Genomic DNA, 18,015 nt, shown 5'->3' on the forward strand with positions numbered 1-18,015 from the left:
GGGCTAGAGGTCCTCCCGGACGCAGAAGTGCATGTCGTAGTCGAAGTTGGCCTGGTCGAAGTCCTGCTTGCGGCCGATGTCCATCCAGTACTCGTGGATGGGGAAGGCGGCCGTGGGCTCGCCCTTGTCCATGAGCCTGCCGAACAGGGAGGGCATGTCCAGGTATTCGTTCTTGGGGATGGCAGCGGCCACATCCGGGTCGAGCACGTAGATGCCCGCGTTGACGAAGAACTTGTGGGTCGGCTTCTCCTCCAGGGCGGTGATCCGGTGGTTCTCCACGTTGACCACCCCGTAGGGCACCTGGAATTCGAAGCGGCGCACGGCCATGGTCGCCCTGGCGTTCTGTTCGAGGTGGAAGTCGAGCATGCCGGGGAAGTCCACCTTGGTCAGCAGGTCGCCGTTCATGACGAAGATCGGCGCGTCCGGCTTCTCTTCGATCAGGCCCACGGCCCCGGCGGTGCCCAGCTGCGCCTTTTCGCGCAGGTAGCGGATCTCCACGCCGTGCTTTGAGCCGTCGCCGAAATAGTCCTCGACCATGTCGGCGCGGTAGTTGACCGAGATGTAGAATTTGGTGAACCCGTAAGACGCGAACTGGTCCAGGATGGTCTTGAGCAGCGGCTTGTTGCCCACGTTCAGGAGCGGCTTGGGGCAGTCCTCGGTCAGGGGCCGCAGCCTCTGGCCCAGCCCGCCTGCCATGAGCACCACCCAGTTGTCGCGCCGGGCCGGGGTAATGATGTCGAACAGGGTGCGCAGCCCGACCACGCGTCCCTTACCGTCCAGCAGGGGCACCTGGCGGATGTCCCGGCTGCGCATGGTGGCCAGCAGGGCGGCCTGGTCGTCGTCGGGACCGGCGGAGAAGAATTCGGTCTCCATGATCTCGGCGGCCGGGGATTCCATGGTCTTTCCGGCCAGCAGGCCGCGCCGGATGTCGCCGTCGGTGATGACGCCCTTGAGGCACCCCTGCTCGTCGGCCACCAGGGCGATCTGGAGCGAGGTCCGGTTCAGGGTTTCGGCGGTGTCGCGGACCGTGGCCGTGACCGGGATGAGAGCGCTTGTCCACTCTTTCATGAGCGTTGTTCCTTGGCTTCGGGAAGACGGTATTCCACGTCGAAGAATGGTTTGGGGCCGGGCTTGACGCCGCGCTTGAGCCGGTCGGCGATGCGTCGGCTCGTCCCCTGTTTTTCATACGGGTTGCGGGCCTGTTTGACAATCCCGGCCGTTTCCGGGGACAGGGCGTGCCGGATGGCCGAGGCCACGCTCGCCGCGTCCGGGGCGCAGTCGAACACGCTGTCCGCCTGCTCGCGGCCCTTTTGGCGGTCGCCCACGTTCACGGTGGGTACGTTGAAGCTGGGTGCTTCCAGGATGCCGGAGGAGGAGTTGCCGACCACCGCCGCGCAGGCGGCCATGGCCGACAGGTAGCGGACCAGCCCCAGGGAGGGCGTGACCAGGGTCCGCTCGGGAAAAGTGTCGTGCAGCCGGGCCGCGCGGGCGTCGATGGCGGACCCGCCGGGATCGGCGTTGGCCCCGGTGAGGACGGCGGTCAGGGTCTGGTCCTCGGCCAGCGCGGTCTCCAGCCCCTCGAAAAAGCGCTCCATCTGGCCGAGGTCGTCCCCGGCCAGGGTCACGGGATGGTAGGTGACCAGCAGGCAGCGGTCGCCCATGGCGAAGCCCAGGTCCGCCTCCAGCGCGGCGCGGTCCATGAGCGGCACGGTGCGGATGTTCTCCACGCCCAGCGCGCCCACGTCGAAGACCGTGTCCGGGTCCTCGCCCATCTGGATCACCCGGCGGCGGTATGTGTCGCAGGAGGTGAAGTGCAGCCGGGCCATCTTGGTGATGGCGTGGCGGAACTGCTCGTCCACGGCCCCCTCGGTGGTCTCGCCGCCGTAGAGATGGACCACGGGCAGGTGCAGCAGGGTGGCCGCCGTGGCGCAGGCCAGGCACTCCCAGCGGTCGCCGAGCAGGACCAGCAGGTCTGGCCGGAGGACGTCCAGCGCCCGGCCCAAACCGCTTACCGCCTCGCCCATGGCCAAGGTCACGCCCAGCCGGGAATCGTCCTCAAGGGGCAGGGGGACCTCCGCGCCGACGGGGAAGCCGTCCGCCCGGATGGCGTCCACGGTGCTGCCGTGGCGCTCGGAGAGATGGCTCCCGGACACGAGCAGGGAGAGCTCGACTTCGGGGTCGGCGTGGAGCCGCTTCAGCAGCGGGGTGAGCAGGCCGTATTCGGCCCTGGTGCCGGTGAAGACGCAGATTCTCACAGTTCGATGGCCTCCCCGGCGTCGAAATCCTTACGCGCGGGCGTGCCCATGACCTCGTCCCAGCGCATGGGCGAGACGCCGCCGCAACCGGTGCGCCGTGCCGTGACGTTGGTCTCGGTGAACGGTTCGCCCGCCTTGATGGGCGTGACGGCCACCAGGAACCGGCGGGCCACGGCGATGTTCTCGCGTTCGCTCGCGCTCGGCCGCTTCACTCCGTCGCCCAGGGCGAGTTCCACCTCGCGCACTCCCGCGACCATGGCGGTCAGCTCGACGGGATCGAGTGAGGCGGCGTGGTCCGGGCCTTCCATGGTCTTGTCCAGGGTGAAATGCTTCTCGATCACCGTTGCGCCCATGGCCGCCGCCGCCACCGGGCAGGTGATCCCCGGCGTGTGGTCGGAATAGCCCACGGCGCAGTCCGGGAACTCCCGTGCCAGGGTTTCCATGGCCCGCAGGTTGGCGTCGCCGATCGGGGTCGGGTACTGGGTGTTGCAGTGCAGCAGGGTGACGTCCCCCGCGGCCAGCCCCGCGCCGGTGAGGGCGGCCACGGCGTCGCGCACCTCGTCGAGGGTGGTCATGCCCGTGGACAGGATCACCGGCCTGCCCTTGGCCGCGACCTTGCGCAGGTAGGGGAGGTTGGTGATCTCGCCGGACGGGACCTTGACCAGGGGCAGCCCCATGTCCATGAGCATGTCCAGGCTCTGCGCGTCGAAGGGGGTGGACAGGAACCGGATGTTCCGCTCGCGGCAATGGGTCATGAGCATCTCGTGGGCGGCCACGTCCAACTCCAGCCGCTTGAGCATGGCGTACTGGGATTCCCCGCCGCCGCTGGTCGCCTTCTGGTAGGCGGCCTTCTCGGCCTTTTCGGTGACGACCTCCCCGGCCCGGAAGGTCTGGAACTTGACCGCGTCGGCCCCGGCCTCGGCGGCCAGGTCGATGAGCTTGCGGGCCAGTTCCATGTCGCCGTTGTGGTTCACGCCCGCCTCGGCGATGATGAAGATGGGGGACCGTTCGCGGGTCATGCCTTGATCCTCGGCCCGCTGGGCAGGTTCACGGCCCGGTCCGCCAGCCTGCGCGCATTGGCCAGGCCGTCGTTCTCGTGGCAGGCGTACATGGGCAGCTCGGCCATGAGCGTCCACAGGGGCCGGGTCATGACCCCCTGGTCGTTGGACAGCTTCAGGAATTCTTCGCGCGCCTCTTTGTCCTTGAAGAGCACGGTGTTCAGCCAGTAGTTGGACAGGCATCCCTCGGGCGCGTCCACGTAGGCCATGTCGTCGCGGCCCGCGAAGAAGTCGCGGTAGGCGGCGGCCACGGCGCGCTTGTCGGCCAGGATCTCGTCCAGCTTTTCCATCTGCGCGCAGCCGAGGGCGGCGTTCAGGTTGGGCATGCGGTAGTTCCAGGCCGCCGCGTCGTGGCGGAACTCCCAGCGGTGGGGGACCTTGGCCGTGGCGGTCATGTGTTTGGCCAGCCCGCCCAGCTCCTCGTCGCGGGCCAGGATCATGCCGCCCCCGCCGGTGGTGATGGTCTTGTTGCCGTTGTAGCTGAGCACACCGAGCTTGCCGAAGGTGCCGAGATGCCGCCCGTCCAGGGAGGACCCCAGCCCCTCGGCGGCGTCCTCGACCACCGGGATGGAGTACTCCTCGCAGATTTCGCAGATTTCGCGGATGCGGCAGGCGTGGCCCAGGATGTGGACCGGCACGCAGGCCGCGATGCGGCGCGAGCCGTTGCCGTGGCGCTCCAGCCAGGCGCGCAGGGCGTCCGGGCTCATGCCCAGGGTGTCGCTGTCCGAATCGAGGAAGACCGGGACCGCGCCCGCGGCGGTGACCGCGTTGGCCGTGGCCACGAAGGTCAGCCCCTGGGTCAGCACCAGGTCGCCCTGGTTCACGCCCACGAGCTTGAGGGCGGCGGTCAGGCCGCAGGTGCCGTTGACCACGGCCACGGCCCGGGCCGCGCCGGTGAACTCCCTGGTCATGTCCTCGAACCGGGTGACGTATTCACCCACGCTGGACACGAAAGTGGAGTCGATGCAGTCGGCCAGGTATTCCTTTTCGCGCCCGGTGAAGACCGGGGCGTGCAGGGGAATGAACGATTCGGGCTCTCCATAGAGCTCGCGTATGAAGCGGATGACGGATTCCACGGTCGCCCCTAGATGTTGTAGATGTCCGCCTTGTAGCGGCGGAGGTTGTCGGCGTCGGCGAACCACTCGGCGGTCAGCTTCAGGCCGCGCTTGAACCCGTCCAGGCCGCCGAACTCCGGCTCCCAGCCGGTCAGCCGTTTGGCCTTCTCGTTGCCCGCGAACAGCCGTTCCACCTCGCTCTTGGCCGGGCGGATGCGCTCGTGCTCGCAGACGATCTCGATGTCCGCGCCCATGACCTCGGCGATGGCCCGGGCCGTGTCGCCGATGGAGACCTCGAACCCGCTGCCCACGTTGACCACCTCGCCCACGCAGGCGTCGGACGCGGCCACGGCCTCAAAGCCGCGCACGGTGTCCGAGACGTAGTTGAAGTCGCGGGTGGGGGAGAGCGCGCCGAGCTTGATCTGCCTTGCACCCCCGGCGATCTGGGTGATGACCGTGGGGATGACCGCGCGGGCGGACTGGCGCGGGCCGTAGGTGTTGAACGGGCGGATGATGGAGACCGGGGTCTCGAAGGCGTTGTAAAAGCTCATGGCGATCTGGTCCGCGCCGATCTTGGTGGCCGAGTACGGGGACTGGCCCTGGAGCGGGTGGTCCTCGGTGATGGGCACGAACCGTGCCGTGCCGTAGACCTCGCTGGTGGAGGTCACCACGCACCGCTCGACCCCCAGGTCGCGGGCCGCCTGGACCACGTTCAGGGTACCCTTGACGTTGGTGTCCACGTAGGTGTCCGGGGAGTGGTAGGAATAGGGGATAGCGATGAGCGCGGCCAGGTGCAGGACCACGTCGCACCCCTGCATGGCGGTGCGCACGCCGTTCGGGTCGCGCACGTCGCCGGCGAAAATTTCCAGGTTGTCCCTGATCTCCCTGGGCGATTCGTCGAGCCAGCCCCAGGAGTTGAAGGAGTTGTAGAGCACGAAGGCGCGGACCTTGTAGCCCTGCCTGACCAGGTATTCCACCAGATGGGACCCGATGAAGCCGTCCGAGCCGGTGACCAGTATCTTTTTGTTGTCGAGATTCATAAAGCTCCAGCTATGTTGGCCGGGTAAATGGCAAATGATGATCTGTCGGTATATATATCCTGTGAGGGGGGATGGCAAGGCGACCCGGTGCGGACCGGCGCGCCGTCCTGCCTAGGCGTGCTTGAAGGCGAGCAACCGCAGGGCCTCGTCCAGGCATTCCTGCGGTTCGAAGGTCTCCAGACACTCCAGGGTGGGGCAGGAGTTTTGGTTGCAGGAGCGGCAGGGCAGCCCCTTGTCCACGCTGGAGTGGCGTTCGGTCTTGGGGCACCAGCCGAAACCCGTGGCCCCGTGGATGGCCAGGGACGGGGTGTCCACGGCCACGGCGAAATGTCTGGGCGCGGAGCAGTTGCCCACGTGCAGGGCGGCGCGCGCCTGGACCGCGGCCATCTGGCGCAGGGTGAGCATGGTCTCGGAGACCACGGCCCCTTCGCCCGCCAGTTCGGCGACCTTGTCGGCGACGTCCTTTTCTCCGGGCCCGTAGAGGATGAAGAACTTCAGGTCCGGGTGCTTTTCGCGCAGCAGCCTGATCAGCCCGGCGAAGTGGCGCTCCGGCCACTTGCGGGTGATCCGCCTGTGGGACGGGTCGATGGTCACGAACCGGTTCTCGGTCAGCTCCTCCGCTTGGAGGAATCCCTCCGCCCACTCCCTTTCGGCCTCGCTCAGGTAGAGCTTGGGCAGTTCGCCGTTCCATTGGATTCCGAGCGGCCGCAGGATGGACGCCTTGAGCATGGCCGAGTAGCCGTAGATGACGTCGCTGAAGTGGGTGTAGAACAACCGGTTGTACCAGGATGTGTTCTGGGTCAGCTTGACCGGCGCATCGGAGAACATGATCACGTACCGGCAGCGGGGCAGCCGTTGAAAGTCCACGATCAGGTCGTATCCGCTTTTGCCCACCTTTCGATACCAGCGGAAAGCGGTGAACGGGTTTTTGAGCCGCTGTTTGTCGATGGCCCAGACGTGGGCAAGGTGCGGATTGTTCTCCAGCACCGGGACGCATTTCTTTTCGGTCAGGAGGTGGATTTCGGCGTCGGGGAACCGTTCCTTGAGCAGCTGGATGGACGGTGTGGCCAGCAGCACGTCGCCGATCTGCCTCAGTTGGCAGACCAGGATGCGTTTCGGGTGCAGGTTGGAGATGTCCTTCATGGGGCGGCTCAATCCTTGGCCGGGAACGCAGCGTGGGTCCGGATGCCGAACACGCTGTCCACGGCCGGGTTCTCGATGGACCCGTCGGCGGAGGGGATGATGTAGACGTAGCGCTCCATGCGCACTGCGGGCCGGTGCGAGTAGGCATGGAACTGCGTCACGTCGTCCAGGAACAGGGAGGCGATGCGCTGCTGGTTGCGGTCCATGTCGAGGAGGATTTCCCGGTCGGACCGGTTGCGTCGCTTCTGCTTGCCGGTGAAGGCGGAGATGATCTCCTTCTCGATGAAATTCGGCTCCCACGGCTGGTAGACCATGCGCACGGGACGGTCGGCGTCCAGGGCGGGCCGGAGCAGGGCGTAGTCCCGGCTCATCTGGACCAGGGTGTTGGTGGACGGGATGCGGATCAGGGTGAAGACCGAGAAGGCGGCGAACAGCACGGTGATCAGGGCGAAGCCCAGGCGCGGGCGGCTGTCCCAGAGCTTGAGCAGGTAGTACATGAGCAGCAGGATGCCGTAGGGCGCGAAGATGGGCCACTTTCGCGAGCCGAAGGGCAGGGCGAGCTTGATGGGGAACAGGTGGGTGACCATGTAGAGCATCAGGAAGGTGACCGAGAGGTACAGGATGCTGATGCCCCACCAGCGTCGGTCCTTCTCCCGGAAGGCCAGCCCGGCCGCGCCCAAGGTCAGGACCGCTATGGGCACGAGGCCCTTGAGCTTGAGCAGGTCCGTGAATTGGAGCAGGTAGTCCTTGAGCGGGATGAACAGGTTGTCCTGTCGGCCGTAGGAGGTGGCGAAGAGCAGGCCGAGCCTGCCGAGCGGGTTGCCCGAATCCCACCAGAACCAGCCCCACTCCGCGAAGCACAGCCCGGAGGCCACGGCGGTGTAGACGACCACCGCGCGGAAATCGCGGGTGGGCAGCCAGATGAGCAGCGCCGCGCCGGGCCAGGTGTAGACCATGGTCACGCGCGCCCCCCAGCCGCAGAAAAAGGCCACGCCCGCCAGGACCAGGAGCCCGGTGTGCCGCGAATCGATCCAGCAGAGGATCAGGTAGACCATGATCGCCAGGTAGGCCATCTCGAAGATGCCGGGCCAAAGCTGGCTGCCGGAGCGGGCCATGAGCGGGAGCAGGACGGTCAGCAGGGCGGTGGACAGGCCGAGGCGGGCGTCCTGGAGCTTCTCGCCGATGAGGTACAGGAAGACCGCGCCGATGGACGCGAACAGGATGGGCAGCACGGGCGACAGGGCCGGGTGCGGTCCGAAGAGTTTGATCAGCCCGGCCAGGGGCAGGACGATGACCCAGCGCATGGAGTGGTTGTACCAGTGGGTGACGCCGAGCCCTTGGGCCACGCGGTGGGCCTGCATCCAGCGCTCGGCGTTGTCGCCGCCCAGGTCGAGGTATTCCAGGGTGGCCACGCGCACGGCCACGCTGAAGAGAAAGATCAGCAACAGCACCAGGGTGCGGTTGTCCTCCACCCAGTTCATCAGTCGGCCCATGGTCAGCTCCCGGCCCCCGTGCCGCGCTCGGCCACGATGATCAGCGAGCCGGAGAACTCCCGCAGGCCGGGGGTGGCCTCAAGGAGACGGCCTATGCCGGAGACCAGCGGGATGAGCGGCTCCGGGGTGGACGGGTGCAGCCAGTCGAACGGCGTGATGCGCACGTTCGAGAAGCCCGCCTCCTCCAGGGTCCGCCTGAGCTTCGAGGCCACGAAGGCGGTCTCGTTCTCGGAGATGTGGGAGAAGAATTGGCGGAAGTGGCGCTCGATGAAGATCTGCGGATTGAGCATGTTCGGCTCGGCAAAGGCGATTCTGCCGCCCGGCTTGAGCAGGTCGCGGATCTTGGGCAGGGCCTGGTCCATGTCCAGGTGGTGGAGGATGGACGAGCCGATGACCGCGTCGAAACCGCCCTCGGTGCCGCACTCCTCGAAGGGGGAGCAGATGAAGGAGACCGGACAGGTCCCGTAGTCGCGCCTGCCCGCCTTTTCCAGCAGGTGGGGGGAGAGGTCGCAGGCCAGGATCTCCGCGCCGTGGGCCGCGAACTTCTCGGTGAAGTTGCCGGTGCCGCAGCCGATCTCCAGCACGCGCATGCCCGGGGCCAGGCCGCCGCCCTCGGCGATGAGCCGGGCGCGGCGCTCGGCCCGAAGCTTGCCCGCGGGCGTGCCCCAGCCCCAGATGGCCTCGCTTTCGCCCGCGGCGATCTTCTCGCCCAGGGCGATCTCGTCCCGCTTGCGTTCGTCGAACTCCGGCGAGGACGGTTGTTTCCTGCTTTCAGCCATTTCGCTTGCTCCACCGTTGAGGGGGCCGGTTGCGTTCCGGCCCGTTATCCGCACCCTACTTGAATTTCCTGTAGGCCGCGATGCACATGCGCAGCATGATCATGGCGTTCTTCAGACGTCCGGTCATCTTGGTCTCGCCGTGGACCCGCTCCATGTAGCGCACGGGCAGGTCCTGGTGCTTCAGGCCCAGGCGGGCCGCGCCGAAGATCAGCTCGTAGTCGCCCCAGCGGTCGTTGATGCCCCAGCTGCCGAGCAGGTTCTTCAGCCGCAGCCAGTCCTTGCGCCAGAGCACCTTGGTGCCGCACAGGGTGTCGGTGATCGACTGGCTGAGGATGTAGGAGAAGAGCATGCTGAACGCCTTGTTGCCGAAGATGTTGGCCAGCCGCATGGCGTCGTCGCGCATGGGGTAGACCGAGCGGGTCCCGTTGATGAACTCGCCCGTGCCCGAGGCCAGGGCCTCGTAGAACTTGGGCAAATCCTCGGGCGGCACGGTCAGGTCGCCGTCCAGGATCATGACGATGTCCTGGGTGGCGGCGTTGAATCCGGTCCAGACGTTCTCGGCCTTGCAGATGCCGGGGCCGTTGACCAGCTTGATGTCCTTGTCCGGGTGTTCCTGCTGCATCCGCCGGACCACGTCCGGGGTGCCGTCCGTGGACTTGTCGTCGCAGAAGATCAGCTCGGTGTGGCTGCCCATCTGCGGGGTGCGCAGCACAGCGGCCTCGATGTTGTCCGCCTCGTCCTTGCACGGCACGATCACGGACACGCCGAACTTCCCCCGGTCCGGGGCCTGCACGGGCCGCGCGACCATGATGTTCATCAGGCAGAAATGGTTGATGATCGGCAGTCCGCCCACGAAGTTGTTGATCAGCTCGGACAGGACCGGAATCCGGTAGGGCATGAGGATCTTGCGGGTGTGGGCCGTGGGCTCGAACCCGGCCAGGGTGACGAGCTGCTCGATGTGCGCCTTGGACAGCCAGTTCTGCGGGGTGGACGGGCGCTTCAGGCCGCGCTTCTCCGCGAACTTGAGCAGCGGCTTCCAGAGGAAGTTGTACCAGGTGATGATCAGCCGGGTCTCTTCGTGGCAGGCGGGCTGGAGTTTCTCCAGGGCGGTCTGGACGTCGAACATGTTGTTCACCGCGTCCAGGATCAGGATGTAGTCGAACTCCTCCCCGGCCTCGAAGTCCTCCGGGGCGCAGACGTGGAATTCGAACTCCGGGTGGGCCTTGCGGGCCACTTCGACCAGGCCGGGCGCGGTCTCGATGCCCACGCCTCGGGACGGCTCGGTCCAGGCCAGGTACTGGCCCGCGTCGGCGTTGACCGCCAGCACGCGCTTGCCCGGCTCCACGTAGAAGCGGACCATTTCGCGGACCTTGTCGTAGAAGTATCCCTTGGCGCCGGTCAGGTCGCTGATGCGTTCGTCGGCTCGGGCGTCGTAGAGTTCGACGTATTCCTGGGTGTGGTCTTTCCTGCACCGCTGGTACAGGTCGAAAATGGTGGACATGGGCTATCCTTGTTTGACGTCCCGGGCGCGCCATCCCTCGATGACTTCCTGGATGATCGCCTTGATGTCGTAGGTGTACTTCCAATCGGGGTAGTGGCTCTGGAACTTGCGGACGTCGCTGATGTACCAGATGTGGTCGCCGATGCGGTTGTCTTCCTTGTAGGTGTAGTCCATCTTCTTGCCGGTGTACTCCTCGCACATGTGGATGGCTTCCAGCATGGAGCAGTTGGAGTGGCGGCTGCCGCCCACGTTGTAGACCTCGCCGGGGCGCGGGGCCTGGTGGAAGTGCCAGAGCATGTTGACCAGGTCCGAGGAGTGGATGTTGTCGCGGACCTGCTTGCCCTTGTAGCCGAAGATGGAATAGTGGCGGCCGGTCATGCAGCACCGCGCCAGGTAGGACAGGAAGCCGTGCAGCTCGGTGCCGGAGTGGCCGCCGCCGGTCAGGCAGCCGCCGCGGAACACGCCGGTGTTCATGTTGAAGTAGCGCCCGTACTCCTGGACCAGCAGGTCGGCCGCGGCCTTGGACACGCCGAACAGGGAGTGGGTGCAGCGGTCGATGCTCATGGTCTCGTCGATGCCGTGCTCGGCGAACGGATGGGCCGGGTCCAGCTCCCAGCGGGTCTCCTGCTCGACGAGCGGCAGGAAGTTCGGGGTGTCGCCGTAGACCTTGTTGGTGGAGGTGAACAGGAAGGCCGCCTCGGGGCAGTGCTTGCGGGTGGCTTCCAGCAGCACAAGGGTGCCGCCCGCGTTCACGGAGAAGTCGGTGATCGGCTCGCGGGCCGCCCAGTCGTGGGACGGTTGGGCCGCGGTGTGGATCACGGCGCTGATGTCCGTGGAGTACTTGGCGAACAGTTCGTCCACGGCTTTCTCGTCACGGATGTCGATGGAGGCGTGGGTGTAGTTGGCGAAGTCGCTTTCCAGCTTGAGCTGGGACCAGTGGGTGGACGCCTCCTCGCCGAAGAAGTAGGAGCGCATGTTGTTGTCCACGCCGACCACGTCGAATCCCTTGGAAATATAGAAGCGGACCGTCTCCGCGCCGATGAGGCCGCAAGAACCGGTTACGATGACTACAGCCATGTGTCGTTACTCCTCGAAGGTCTGTCGCGCCGCGAAGCCGTTGTCCCGGCCGAAGGAAGGACGCCGCTTGCGGGACGGTGCCCGGCGGCGGGGAGCGATCGTGCGGGGGATGGTGCGCATCCCCGGTCGAGATTGGGCGGGCGTTGACCTTATGTGTTAACCAGTTGTAACCAAAAGAAATTTCAAGAAAATAGCCGTAAATGATGCAAGCAAGTTAATTCACTCATATTCAACGGTTTGGTCAAGGGAAAAAATGGGCGGGGACGGCTCGTCGGCCCGCCGCGCGGGCTGTTTGGCCGCGTCGGGACGGGGCATGGCCGAAAACGGACCCGTTTCGCGCACGGAGGCAGGCTCTTTTTCCCGCTCCTGGTTGACGGGATTTTCACTAGGATATAGTTGTTTCCCATGCCTATCGATACCAAAATCAAATCCATAGATGAACTTGTCGAAATCGTCGCCGACCTGAAGAAGGCGGGGAAGAAGGTCGTGCACTGCCACGGCGTCTTCGACCTGCTGCACATCGGCCATATACGCTATTTCCGCCAGGCTTCCGAATGGGGCGACGTGCTCGTCGTGACCGTGTCCCCGGACCGCTTCGTGGACAAGGGTCCGAACCGGCCGGCCTTCGGAGAGCAGCTCCGCGCCGAGGGCGTGGCTTCGCAGGACGCGGTCGACCTGGTGGCCATCAACGAGTGGCCCACGGCCGAGGAGCTGCTGCGCAGGCTCAGGCCCGACATCTACGTCAAGGGCTCGGACTTCAAGTCCATCGACGCCGATCCCACGGGCAAGCTGCGCCTGGAGGCGGACGTCTGCGAGGAGATCGGGGCAGAGCTTCGGCTGACCCAGGAAATCGTCTTCAGCTCCACCAATCTGATCAACCGGTTCATGTCCTCGTTTTCGGACGACGTGCAGGAGTACCTGGACATGTTCCGCTCCCGGTACTCCATCGCCGACGTGGAGAAGGTCGTGGACCGGCTGGCCTCGCTCAAGGTCGCGGTCATCGGCGACACCATCCTGGACGACTACCAGTACTGCTCGCCCCTAGGGGCCTCCTCCAAGGAACCGGTCATGGCCTTCAGCCACACCGGCGGCGACCTGTTCGCGGGCGGCGTGCTGGCCATCGCCAACCATCTTTCCAACCTGGTGGAGCGGGTGGACATGTTCACCGTGCTCGGCGAGGCGGACACCCAGGAGGAGTTCGTCCGCGAGCGGTTGAACCCCAACGTGGTCCCGCACTTCGCCTACCAGAAGAATGCGCCCACCCTGCGCAAGCGGCGTTACATCGAAGGCTACACCATGGTGAAGCTTTTCGAGATCTACCACATGGACGATACCGGCCTGGATCCGGAGCGGGATGCGGAGCTGCGCGACCGGTTCCGCGGGACGGCCGGAGGGGCCGACGTGGTGGTGGCCGCCGACTTCGGCCACGGGGCCATCAGCCCGGAGACGCGCGAGACCCTGTCCCAGTCCCGGTTCCTGGCCGTGAACACCCAGGCCAACGCGGGCAACCGAGGGTTCCACACCATCTCCGCCTACGGGCGCTGCGACTTCATCAGCCTGGCCGAGCCTGAGCTCCGCCTGGACGCCCGCGACAAGGTCACCGGCGTCATCCCGCTGACCGACGACGTGCGGCAGCGGCTGGGGGCGTCCATGGTTGCGGTCACGCGCGGCAAGAAGGGGTCCTACGTCCTGGCCGATAACGGCGTGGGCGTGCTGGTACCCGCCTTCGCCAGCAAGGTGGTGGACAAGATCGGCTCGGGCGACGCCTTTTTCTCGGTGGCCTCCCTGGTCGCCAGCCTCAAGGACGTCTCCCCGGAGATCGTGGCCTTCCTGGGCAACGTGGCCGGGGCCATCGCCGTGGGCATCGTGGGCAACCAGAAGTCCGTGACCCGGCAGGCGATCATGAAATACGTAACCTCCCTCCTCAAGTAATATGGCGATACGCAAATTCGACAGATCCCGTCTCAAGGTCCTGCCGCTTGCCGGGCGGCAGCACGATCTGAACCTCGGCGTCATGCGGGAACTGGCCCCGGTGGCGGTGGACCAGCCCAGGCTCGAGGCGGTGGCGGAGCGCATCCGCGCGGCCAGGGAGCGAGGGGCCTCGGTCATCCTGATGATGGGCGCACACGTCGTCCGGTCCGGGGTGCAGCGGTTCATCATCGACCTCATGGAGCGCGGCTACATCTCCTGCCTGGCGGGCAACGGGGCCTGCGCCATCCACGACTTCGAGTTCGCCCTCATCGGCCAGACCACGGAGTCCGTGGCCCGCTACATCCGCGACGGACAGTTCGGCCTGTGGCAGGAGACCGGGCGGCTCAACGATATCGTCAACCACGCGGCCAGGGAGGGCCTGGGCGCGGGCGAGGCCATAGGCAAGGCCATCCACGAGGGCTATTTCCCGCACAAGGAGACGAGCCTGTTCGCCGCGGCCCACCGGCTGGGAATTCCGTTCACGGTTCACGTGGGCATCGGCTCGGACATCGTGCACGAGCACCCCAATTGCGACGGCGGGGCCTGGGGCCAGGCGTCCTACACCGATTTCCTCTACTACACCTCGGTGCTGGAGAACATCGAAGGCGGGGTGGTCATGAATTTCGGCTCCGCCATCATGGCCCCGGAGGTCTATCTCAAGGCCCTGGCCATGGTCCGCAACGTGGCCGCCCAGGAGGGGAGGGAGATAAAGCGCTTCACCTCCCTGGTCTGCGACCTGCGCGAACTGCCCGAGAACGTCTCCGAAGAGGCCCCCAAGGGCAGCCCGGACTACTACTTCCGTCCCTGGAAAACCATGCTGGTGCGCACGGTTGACGATGGTGGTGAAAGCTTCTATGTACGGGCATCCCACGCTGAGACCGTCCCTCAGCTCTGGACCTCCGTAACCGAAACCCAGCCGAGTTGACCATGAACTGGTATTCTTCCGTGCAGGTGCTGTCCAAGGTGCTTGAGCAGCTTGCCGTTACCGACGGCGCCGGGACGCTCCTCGATGCGGACGCGGGGTTCGCCCTCTTCCGGGAGTGGATCGAGGAATGCCGAGGCGAGCGGCGGCGCGTCTATTTCGTGGGCAACGGGGCCAGCGCATCCATGGCCAGCCATTTCTCCACTGACCTGGCCAAAAACGCCGACGTCCCCACCGAGGTATTCACCGACTGCTCGCTGATCACCGCGACGGGTAACGACTTCGGCTACGAGCAGACCTTCGCCTACCCCCTGGGCCAGCGCATGGTCCCGGGCGAGGTGCTCATCGCCATCAGCAGCTCAGGCAACTCGCCCAACGTGGTGGCCGCCGTGGCCCGGGCCCGTGAACTCGGCGGGCGATCCGTGACCATCACGGCCATGTCCCAGGACAACCGGATGCGCGCCCTGGGCGACCTGAATTTCTACTTGCCTGCCGACAGTTACGGCATGGCCGAAAGCGGCCATGGGGCCGTGCTGCACCATCTCATCGATCTGTTCACCCAAAGGGGCGCCTAGATGTCCGACAAATATGCCATCGACAGCCACAAGCTGCACTACCATCCCGACCGGGTGGCTGACTGGAAGAAGGGGGAGAACATCTACCCCGTCTACATGGAGATCAGTCCGTCCGGCTCCTGCAACCACCGCTGCACCTTCTGCGCCCTGGACTTCATGGAGTATCAGAAGCGGTTCCTGGACACCGCCGTGCTCAAGGAACGCATGACCGAGATGGCCGGGTTGGGCCTCAAGAGCGTCATGTACGCGGGAGAGGGCGAGCCGTTTCTGCATAAGGATATGGTCGAGATCACCCGGCACGGCAAGCGCGTCGGCATCGACCAGGCCTTCACCACCAACGCCACCTTGATGAAGCCGGAGATCAGCGAGCGCATCCTGGACGTGACCTCCTGGATCAAGGTCAGCTGCAACGCGGGCACCCCGGAGAGCTATTCCCGCATCCACCGCACCAAGGCGGCCCACTTCGGGCAGGTCCTGAAGAACCTGGAGGCCGCTGTGGACATCCGGTCCCGGCACGGCTACGACTGCGCCCTGGGCATGCAGATTCTGCTTCTGCCGGAGACGCGCGTCGAGGTCGTGCATCTGGCCGAAACCGCCCGCGATATCGGCCTGGACTACCTGGTGGTCAAGCCGTACTCCCAGCATCCGAAGTCCAACACCGACGAGTACAAGGACGTGGAGTACACCAACGTGGACGGACTGGCCGAGGAACTCGACGCCGTACGCACCGAGACCTTCCAGCCCATTCTGCGGCTCAACACCATCAAGAAATGGCAGGAAAAGGACCGCCCCTACGAGCGGTGCCTCGGGCTGCCCTTCTGGTCCTACATGGACGCGGGCGGCAACATCTGGGGCTGCTCCATGTTCCTGGGCGACGACCGGTTCAACTACGGCAACATCCACGAGCAGACCTTCAAGGAGATCTGGGAAGGGGAAAAGCGGGCAGAGGCCATGGCCTGGTTCAACGAGTCCTTCGATCCTTCGAGCTGCCGCATCAACTGCCGGATGGACGAGATCAACAGGTACCTGTGGAATCTCGCCAACCCTCCGGCGCACGTGAATTTCATATGAGCAAGACCAACGAGAACGCGCCCGTCCCCGGCCGATCCCTGCTGGAGTCCATGGTCCTGTTGCGCCGTTTCGAGGAAAAGATCATCGAGGTCTACGGCCGACAGGACATGAAGACCCCGGTCCATCTCTACATCGGCCAGGAGGCCATCGCCGCGGGCGTCTGCATCCACCTCCGGCCCGAGGACTACCTGTTCACCACCCACCGCAGCCACGCGCACTGCCTGGCCAAGGGCGCCGACCCCACGACCCTGCTGGCCGAGTTCTACGGCCGGGAGACGGGTTGCTGCAAGGGGATGGGCGGCTCCATGCACCCGGCCTTCCCCGAGCTCGGCATCCTCGGCACCTCGGCCATCGTGGGCGGGGGCATCCCCCACGGCGTGGGTACGGCCCTGGCCTCCAGGCTGCGCCGCGACGGCCGCATCTCCGCCGTGTTCTTCGGTGACGGCGCGAGTGAGGAGGGAACCTTCCACGAGAGCCTGAATTTCGCCGCCCTGCGGCAGCTCCCCGTGCTCTTCGTCTGCGAGAACAACGGCTACGCCACCGTCTCCCCGCTGGCCGCGCGCCAGCCGAATCCGGACGTGGCCGACCGAGCCGAAGGGTACGGCATACGGACCTTCCGGGTGGACGGCAACGACGTGGAAGCGGTCTACCGGGCCGCGGCCGAAGCCGTGGAACACGTGCGCTCCGGGGGTGGCCCGGCCTTCATCGAGGCCAAGACCTACCGCTGGAAGGGCCACGTCGGTCCTGGCGAAGACTGGGAGACCGGCGCCCGCGACCGCGAGGAGCTTGAGCGCTGGAAGCGGCGCTGCCCGGTCGAGTCGTACCGCCGCCTGCTCGAAGAGCGCGGCGAGAACGTGGGATACGAGAAACTGGTCGCCGACACGGACGCCATGCTGGACGCGGCCATGGAAGCGGCCCGGAACGCCCCGTTCCCGTCCGTGGAGCAGATGCGCGGCCTGTTGTTCGCAAAGGGGGGGTGCTAGATGCCCTGGACAGCCGTATGCATCAGCAAGGATGATTCCCTGCGTTTCGAAAAGGACGGGCTCCGCTGCATCTCCTATGTGGAGGCCCTGAACGAAGCCCAGCGGCAGGCCATGGAGGGCGACCCCGAGGTCTTCCTCATCGGCGAGGGCATCGACGACGTGGGCGGGGTCTTCGGGTCCACCAAGGGGTTGAAGGACCGTTTCGGCGAGCGGGTCATGGACATGCCCATCGCGGAGAACGGCCTGACCGGCGTGGTCACGGCTGCCGCCGCCGCGGGCATGAAGCCGGTGCTCGTGCACATGCGGGCGGACTTTCTGCCCATGAGCATGGATCAGCTCACCAACCACGCGGCCAAGTGGCACTATATGTCCGGCGGGCGCGTCTCCATTCCCCTGGTGGTCCGGTCCATCATAGGCCGGGGATGGGGGTCGGCGGCCCAGCACTCCCAGGGCACTCACAACATGTTTCTGTCCACGCCGGGGCTCAAGATCGCGCTCCCGGCCACTCCATACGACGCCAAGGGACTGTTCCTGTCCGCCATGCAGGACCCCAATCCGGTGCTCATCTTCGAGCATCGCTGGCTCTATGGCTCAATCGGCCCGGTGCCGGAGGAGCCCTACGCCGTGCCGCTGGGGCAGGCGGTGGTCCGCCGCCCCGGTTCGGACGTGACCATCGTTGCGGTTTCGCATATGCTGCCCTTTGCCATGCAGGCCGCCGACACCCTGGCGGCCGAGGGCGTCGAGGCCGAGGTCGTGGACCCCAGGACCATCGCGCCCCTGGACATGGAGACCATCTCCGCGTCGGTGGGCAAGACCGGCCGGTTGGTGTTGTGCGACGTTTCCTGCCGCACCGGCGGGTTCGCGGGCGAGGTCGTCTGCCGTTTGGCCGAGGAGAACCCGGCCATGCTCAAGGCGCCGGTCCGGCGGGTCTCCTTCCCGGACCTGCCCACCCGACCCCGCCCCCTCACTCCCGGTCGCGCCCCGGACCTGCCCACCCCGTGCAGCCCGGTGCTGGAGGAGGCGTACTACCCCGGCGCAGAAGACATTGCAGCGGCCGTCAGGGCCGTGATTTCATAGCATCCCAGGAAGGAA

The 18,015-nt window shown here is 66.0% G+C and carries 16 protein-coding genes; 6 read left to right on the forward strand and 10 right to left on the reverse strand.

Translation table 11 applies throughout. The annotated features are described in order from the left end of the window. Window positions 1-3: 3 nt before the first annotated feature. The 10 genes from AWY79_RS10340 to AWY79_RS10385 all read right to left on the reverse strand — a co-directional run bounded on the left by AWY79_RS10340 (window position 4) and on the right by AWY79_RS10385 (window position 11,401). Window positions 4-1,068 (reverse strand): nucleotidyltransferase family protein, encoded by a 1,065-nt coding sequence (locus AWY79_RS10340; protein WP_066803286.1) that lies wholly within the window; start codon window positions 1,066-1,068, stop codon window positions 4-6. Then, entirely contained in the window at window positions 1,065-2,255 is a 1,191-nt protein-coding gene (neuC, locus tag AWY79_RS10345; RefSeq protein WP_066803289.1) for a UDP-N-acetylglucosamine 2-epimerase, read from the reverse strand. The genes AWY79_RS10340 and neuC overlap by 4 nt, the downstream gene beginning before the upstream one ends. Continuing rightward, the gene (gene neuB / locus AWY79_RS10350; RefSeq protein WP_066803292.1) at window positions 2,252-3,274 is read right to left on the reverse strand and encodes an N-acetylneuraminate synthase; all 1,023 of its coding nucleotides are present in this window, start codon (window positions 3,272-3,274) and stop codon (window positions 2,252-2,254) included. Before neuB ends, neuC begins: the two co-directional genes overlap by 4 nt. Beyond that, the gene (locus tag AWY79_RS10355; protein WP_066803295.1) at window positions 3,271-4,389 is read right to left on the reverse strand and encodes a LegC family aminotransferase; all 1,119 of its coding nucleotides are present in this window, start codon (window positions 4,387-4,389) and stop codon (window positions 3,271-3,273) included. The genes neuB and AWY79_RS10355 overlap by 4 nt, the downstream gene beginning before the upstream one ends. An 8-nt stretch (window positions 4,390-4,397) precedes the next feature. After that, on the reverse strand, window positions 4,398-5,408 hold the full coding sequence (locus tag AWY79_RS10360) for an NAD-dependent 4,6-dehydratase LegB (RefSeq protein WP_066803298.1): 1,011 nt from the start codon (window positions 5,406-5,408) through the stop codon (window positions 4,398-4,400). A gap of 111 nt (window positions 5,409-5,519) precedes the next feature. After that, window positions 5,520-6,551, reverse strand: a complete 1,032-nt coding sequence (locus AWY79_RS10365) for a glycosyltransferase family 9 protein (RefSeq protein WP_066803301.1) — start codon at window positions 6,549-6,551, stop codon at window positions 5,520-5,522. Between the two features lie 8 nt (window positions 6,552-6,559). Further along, complete coding sequence (locus tag AWY79_RS10370) at window positions 6,560-8,044, reverse strand: ArnT family glycosyltransferase (protein ID WP_066803304.1); 1,485 nt, start codon at window positions 8,042-8,044, stop codon at window positions 6,560-6,562. 2 nt (window positions 8,045-8,046) lie between these two features. Continuing rightward, entirely contained in the window at window positions 8,047-8,823 is a 777-nt protein-coding gene (locus AWY79_RS10375; RefSeq protein WP_066803307.1) for a class I SAM-dependent methyltransferase, read from the reverse strand. A gap of 55 nt (window positions 8,824-8,878) precedes the next feature. After that, window positions 8,879-10,324, reverse strand: coding sequence for a glycosyltransferase (locus AWY79_RS10380; protein WP_078063751.1), 1,446 nt, complete (start codon window positions 10,322-10,324; stop codon window positions 8,879-8,881). Between the two features lie 3 nt (window positions 10,325-10,327). Then, on the reverse strand, window positions 10,328-11,401 hold the full coding sequence (locus AWY79_RS10385; RefSeq protein ID WP_066803318.1) for an NAD-dependent epimerase/dehydratase family protein: 1,074 nt from the start codon (window positions 11,399-11,401) through the stop codon (window positions 10,328-10,330). A gap of 405 nt (window positions 11,402-11,806) precedes the next feature. Between AWY79_RS10385 and AWY79_RS10390 the strand changes: the two genes are divergently transcribed. From AWY79_RS10390 to AWY79_RS10415, 6 genes are read left to right on the forward strand one after another with little or no spacing between them, the layout of a single operon-like run. Then, window positions 11,807-13,333 carry a PfkB family carbohydrate kinase gene (locus tag AWY79_RS10390; protein ID WP_078063752.1) on the forward strand — a complete coding sequence of 509 codons (1,527 nt, stop codon included), beginning with the start codon at window positions 11,807-11,809 and terminating at the stop codon, window positions 13,331-13,333. 1 nt (window position 13,334) lies between these two features. Then, the gene (locus tag AWY79_RS10395) at window positions 13,335-14,297 is read left to right on the forward strand and encodes a GSU2086 family protein (RefSeq protein WP_066803320.1); all 963 of its coding nucleotides are present in this window, start codon (window positions 13,335-13,337) and stop codon (window positions 14,295-14,297) included. 2 nt (window positions 14,298-14,299) lie between these two features. Then, entirely contained in the window at window positions 14,300-14,869 is a 570-nt protein-coding gene (locus AWY79_RS10400; RefSeq protein ID WP_078063753.1) for an SIS domain-containing protein, read from the forward strand. After that, window positions 14,870-15,940: a radical SAM protein gene (locus AWY79_RS10405; protein ID WP_066803325.1), complete on the forward strand. Its 1,071-nt coding sequence runs from the start codon at window positions 14,870-14,872 to the stop codon at window positions 15,938-15,940. Next, entirely contained in the window at window positions 15,937-16,923 is a 987-nt protein-coding gene (locus AWY79_RS10410; protein WP_066803328.1) for a thiamine pyrophosphate-dependent dehydrogenase E1 component subunit alpha, read from the forward strand. Before AWY79_RS10405 ends, AWY79_RS10410 begins: the two co-directional genes overlap by 4 nt. Next, window positions 16,924-18,000, forward strand: a complete 1,077-nt coding sequence (locus tag AWY79_RS10415; RefSeq protein ID WP_066803332.1) for an alpha-ketoacid dehydrogenase subunit beta — start codon at window positions 16,924-16,926, stop codon at window positions 17,998-18,000. Window positions 18,001-18,015: the final 15 nt, after the last annotated feature.

Origin of the sequence: Pseudodesulfovibrio indicus, assembly GCF_001563225.1 — a bacterium.
Classification (GTDB): Bacteria; Desulfobacterota; Desulfovibrionia; order Desulfovibrionales; family Desulfovibrionaceae; genus Pseudodesulfovibrio; species Pseudodesulfovibrio indicus.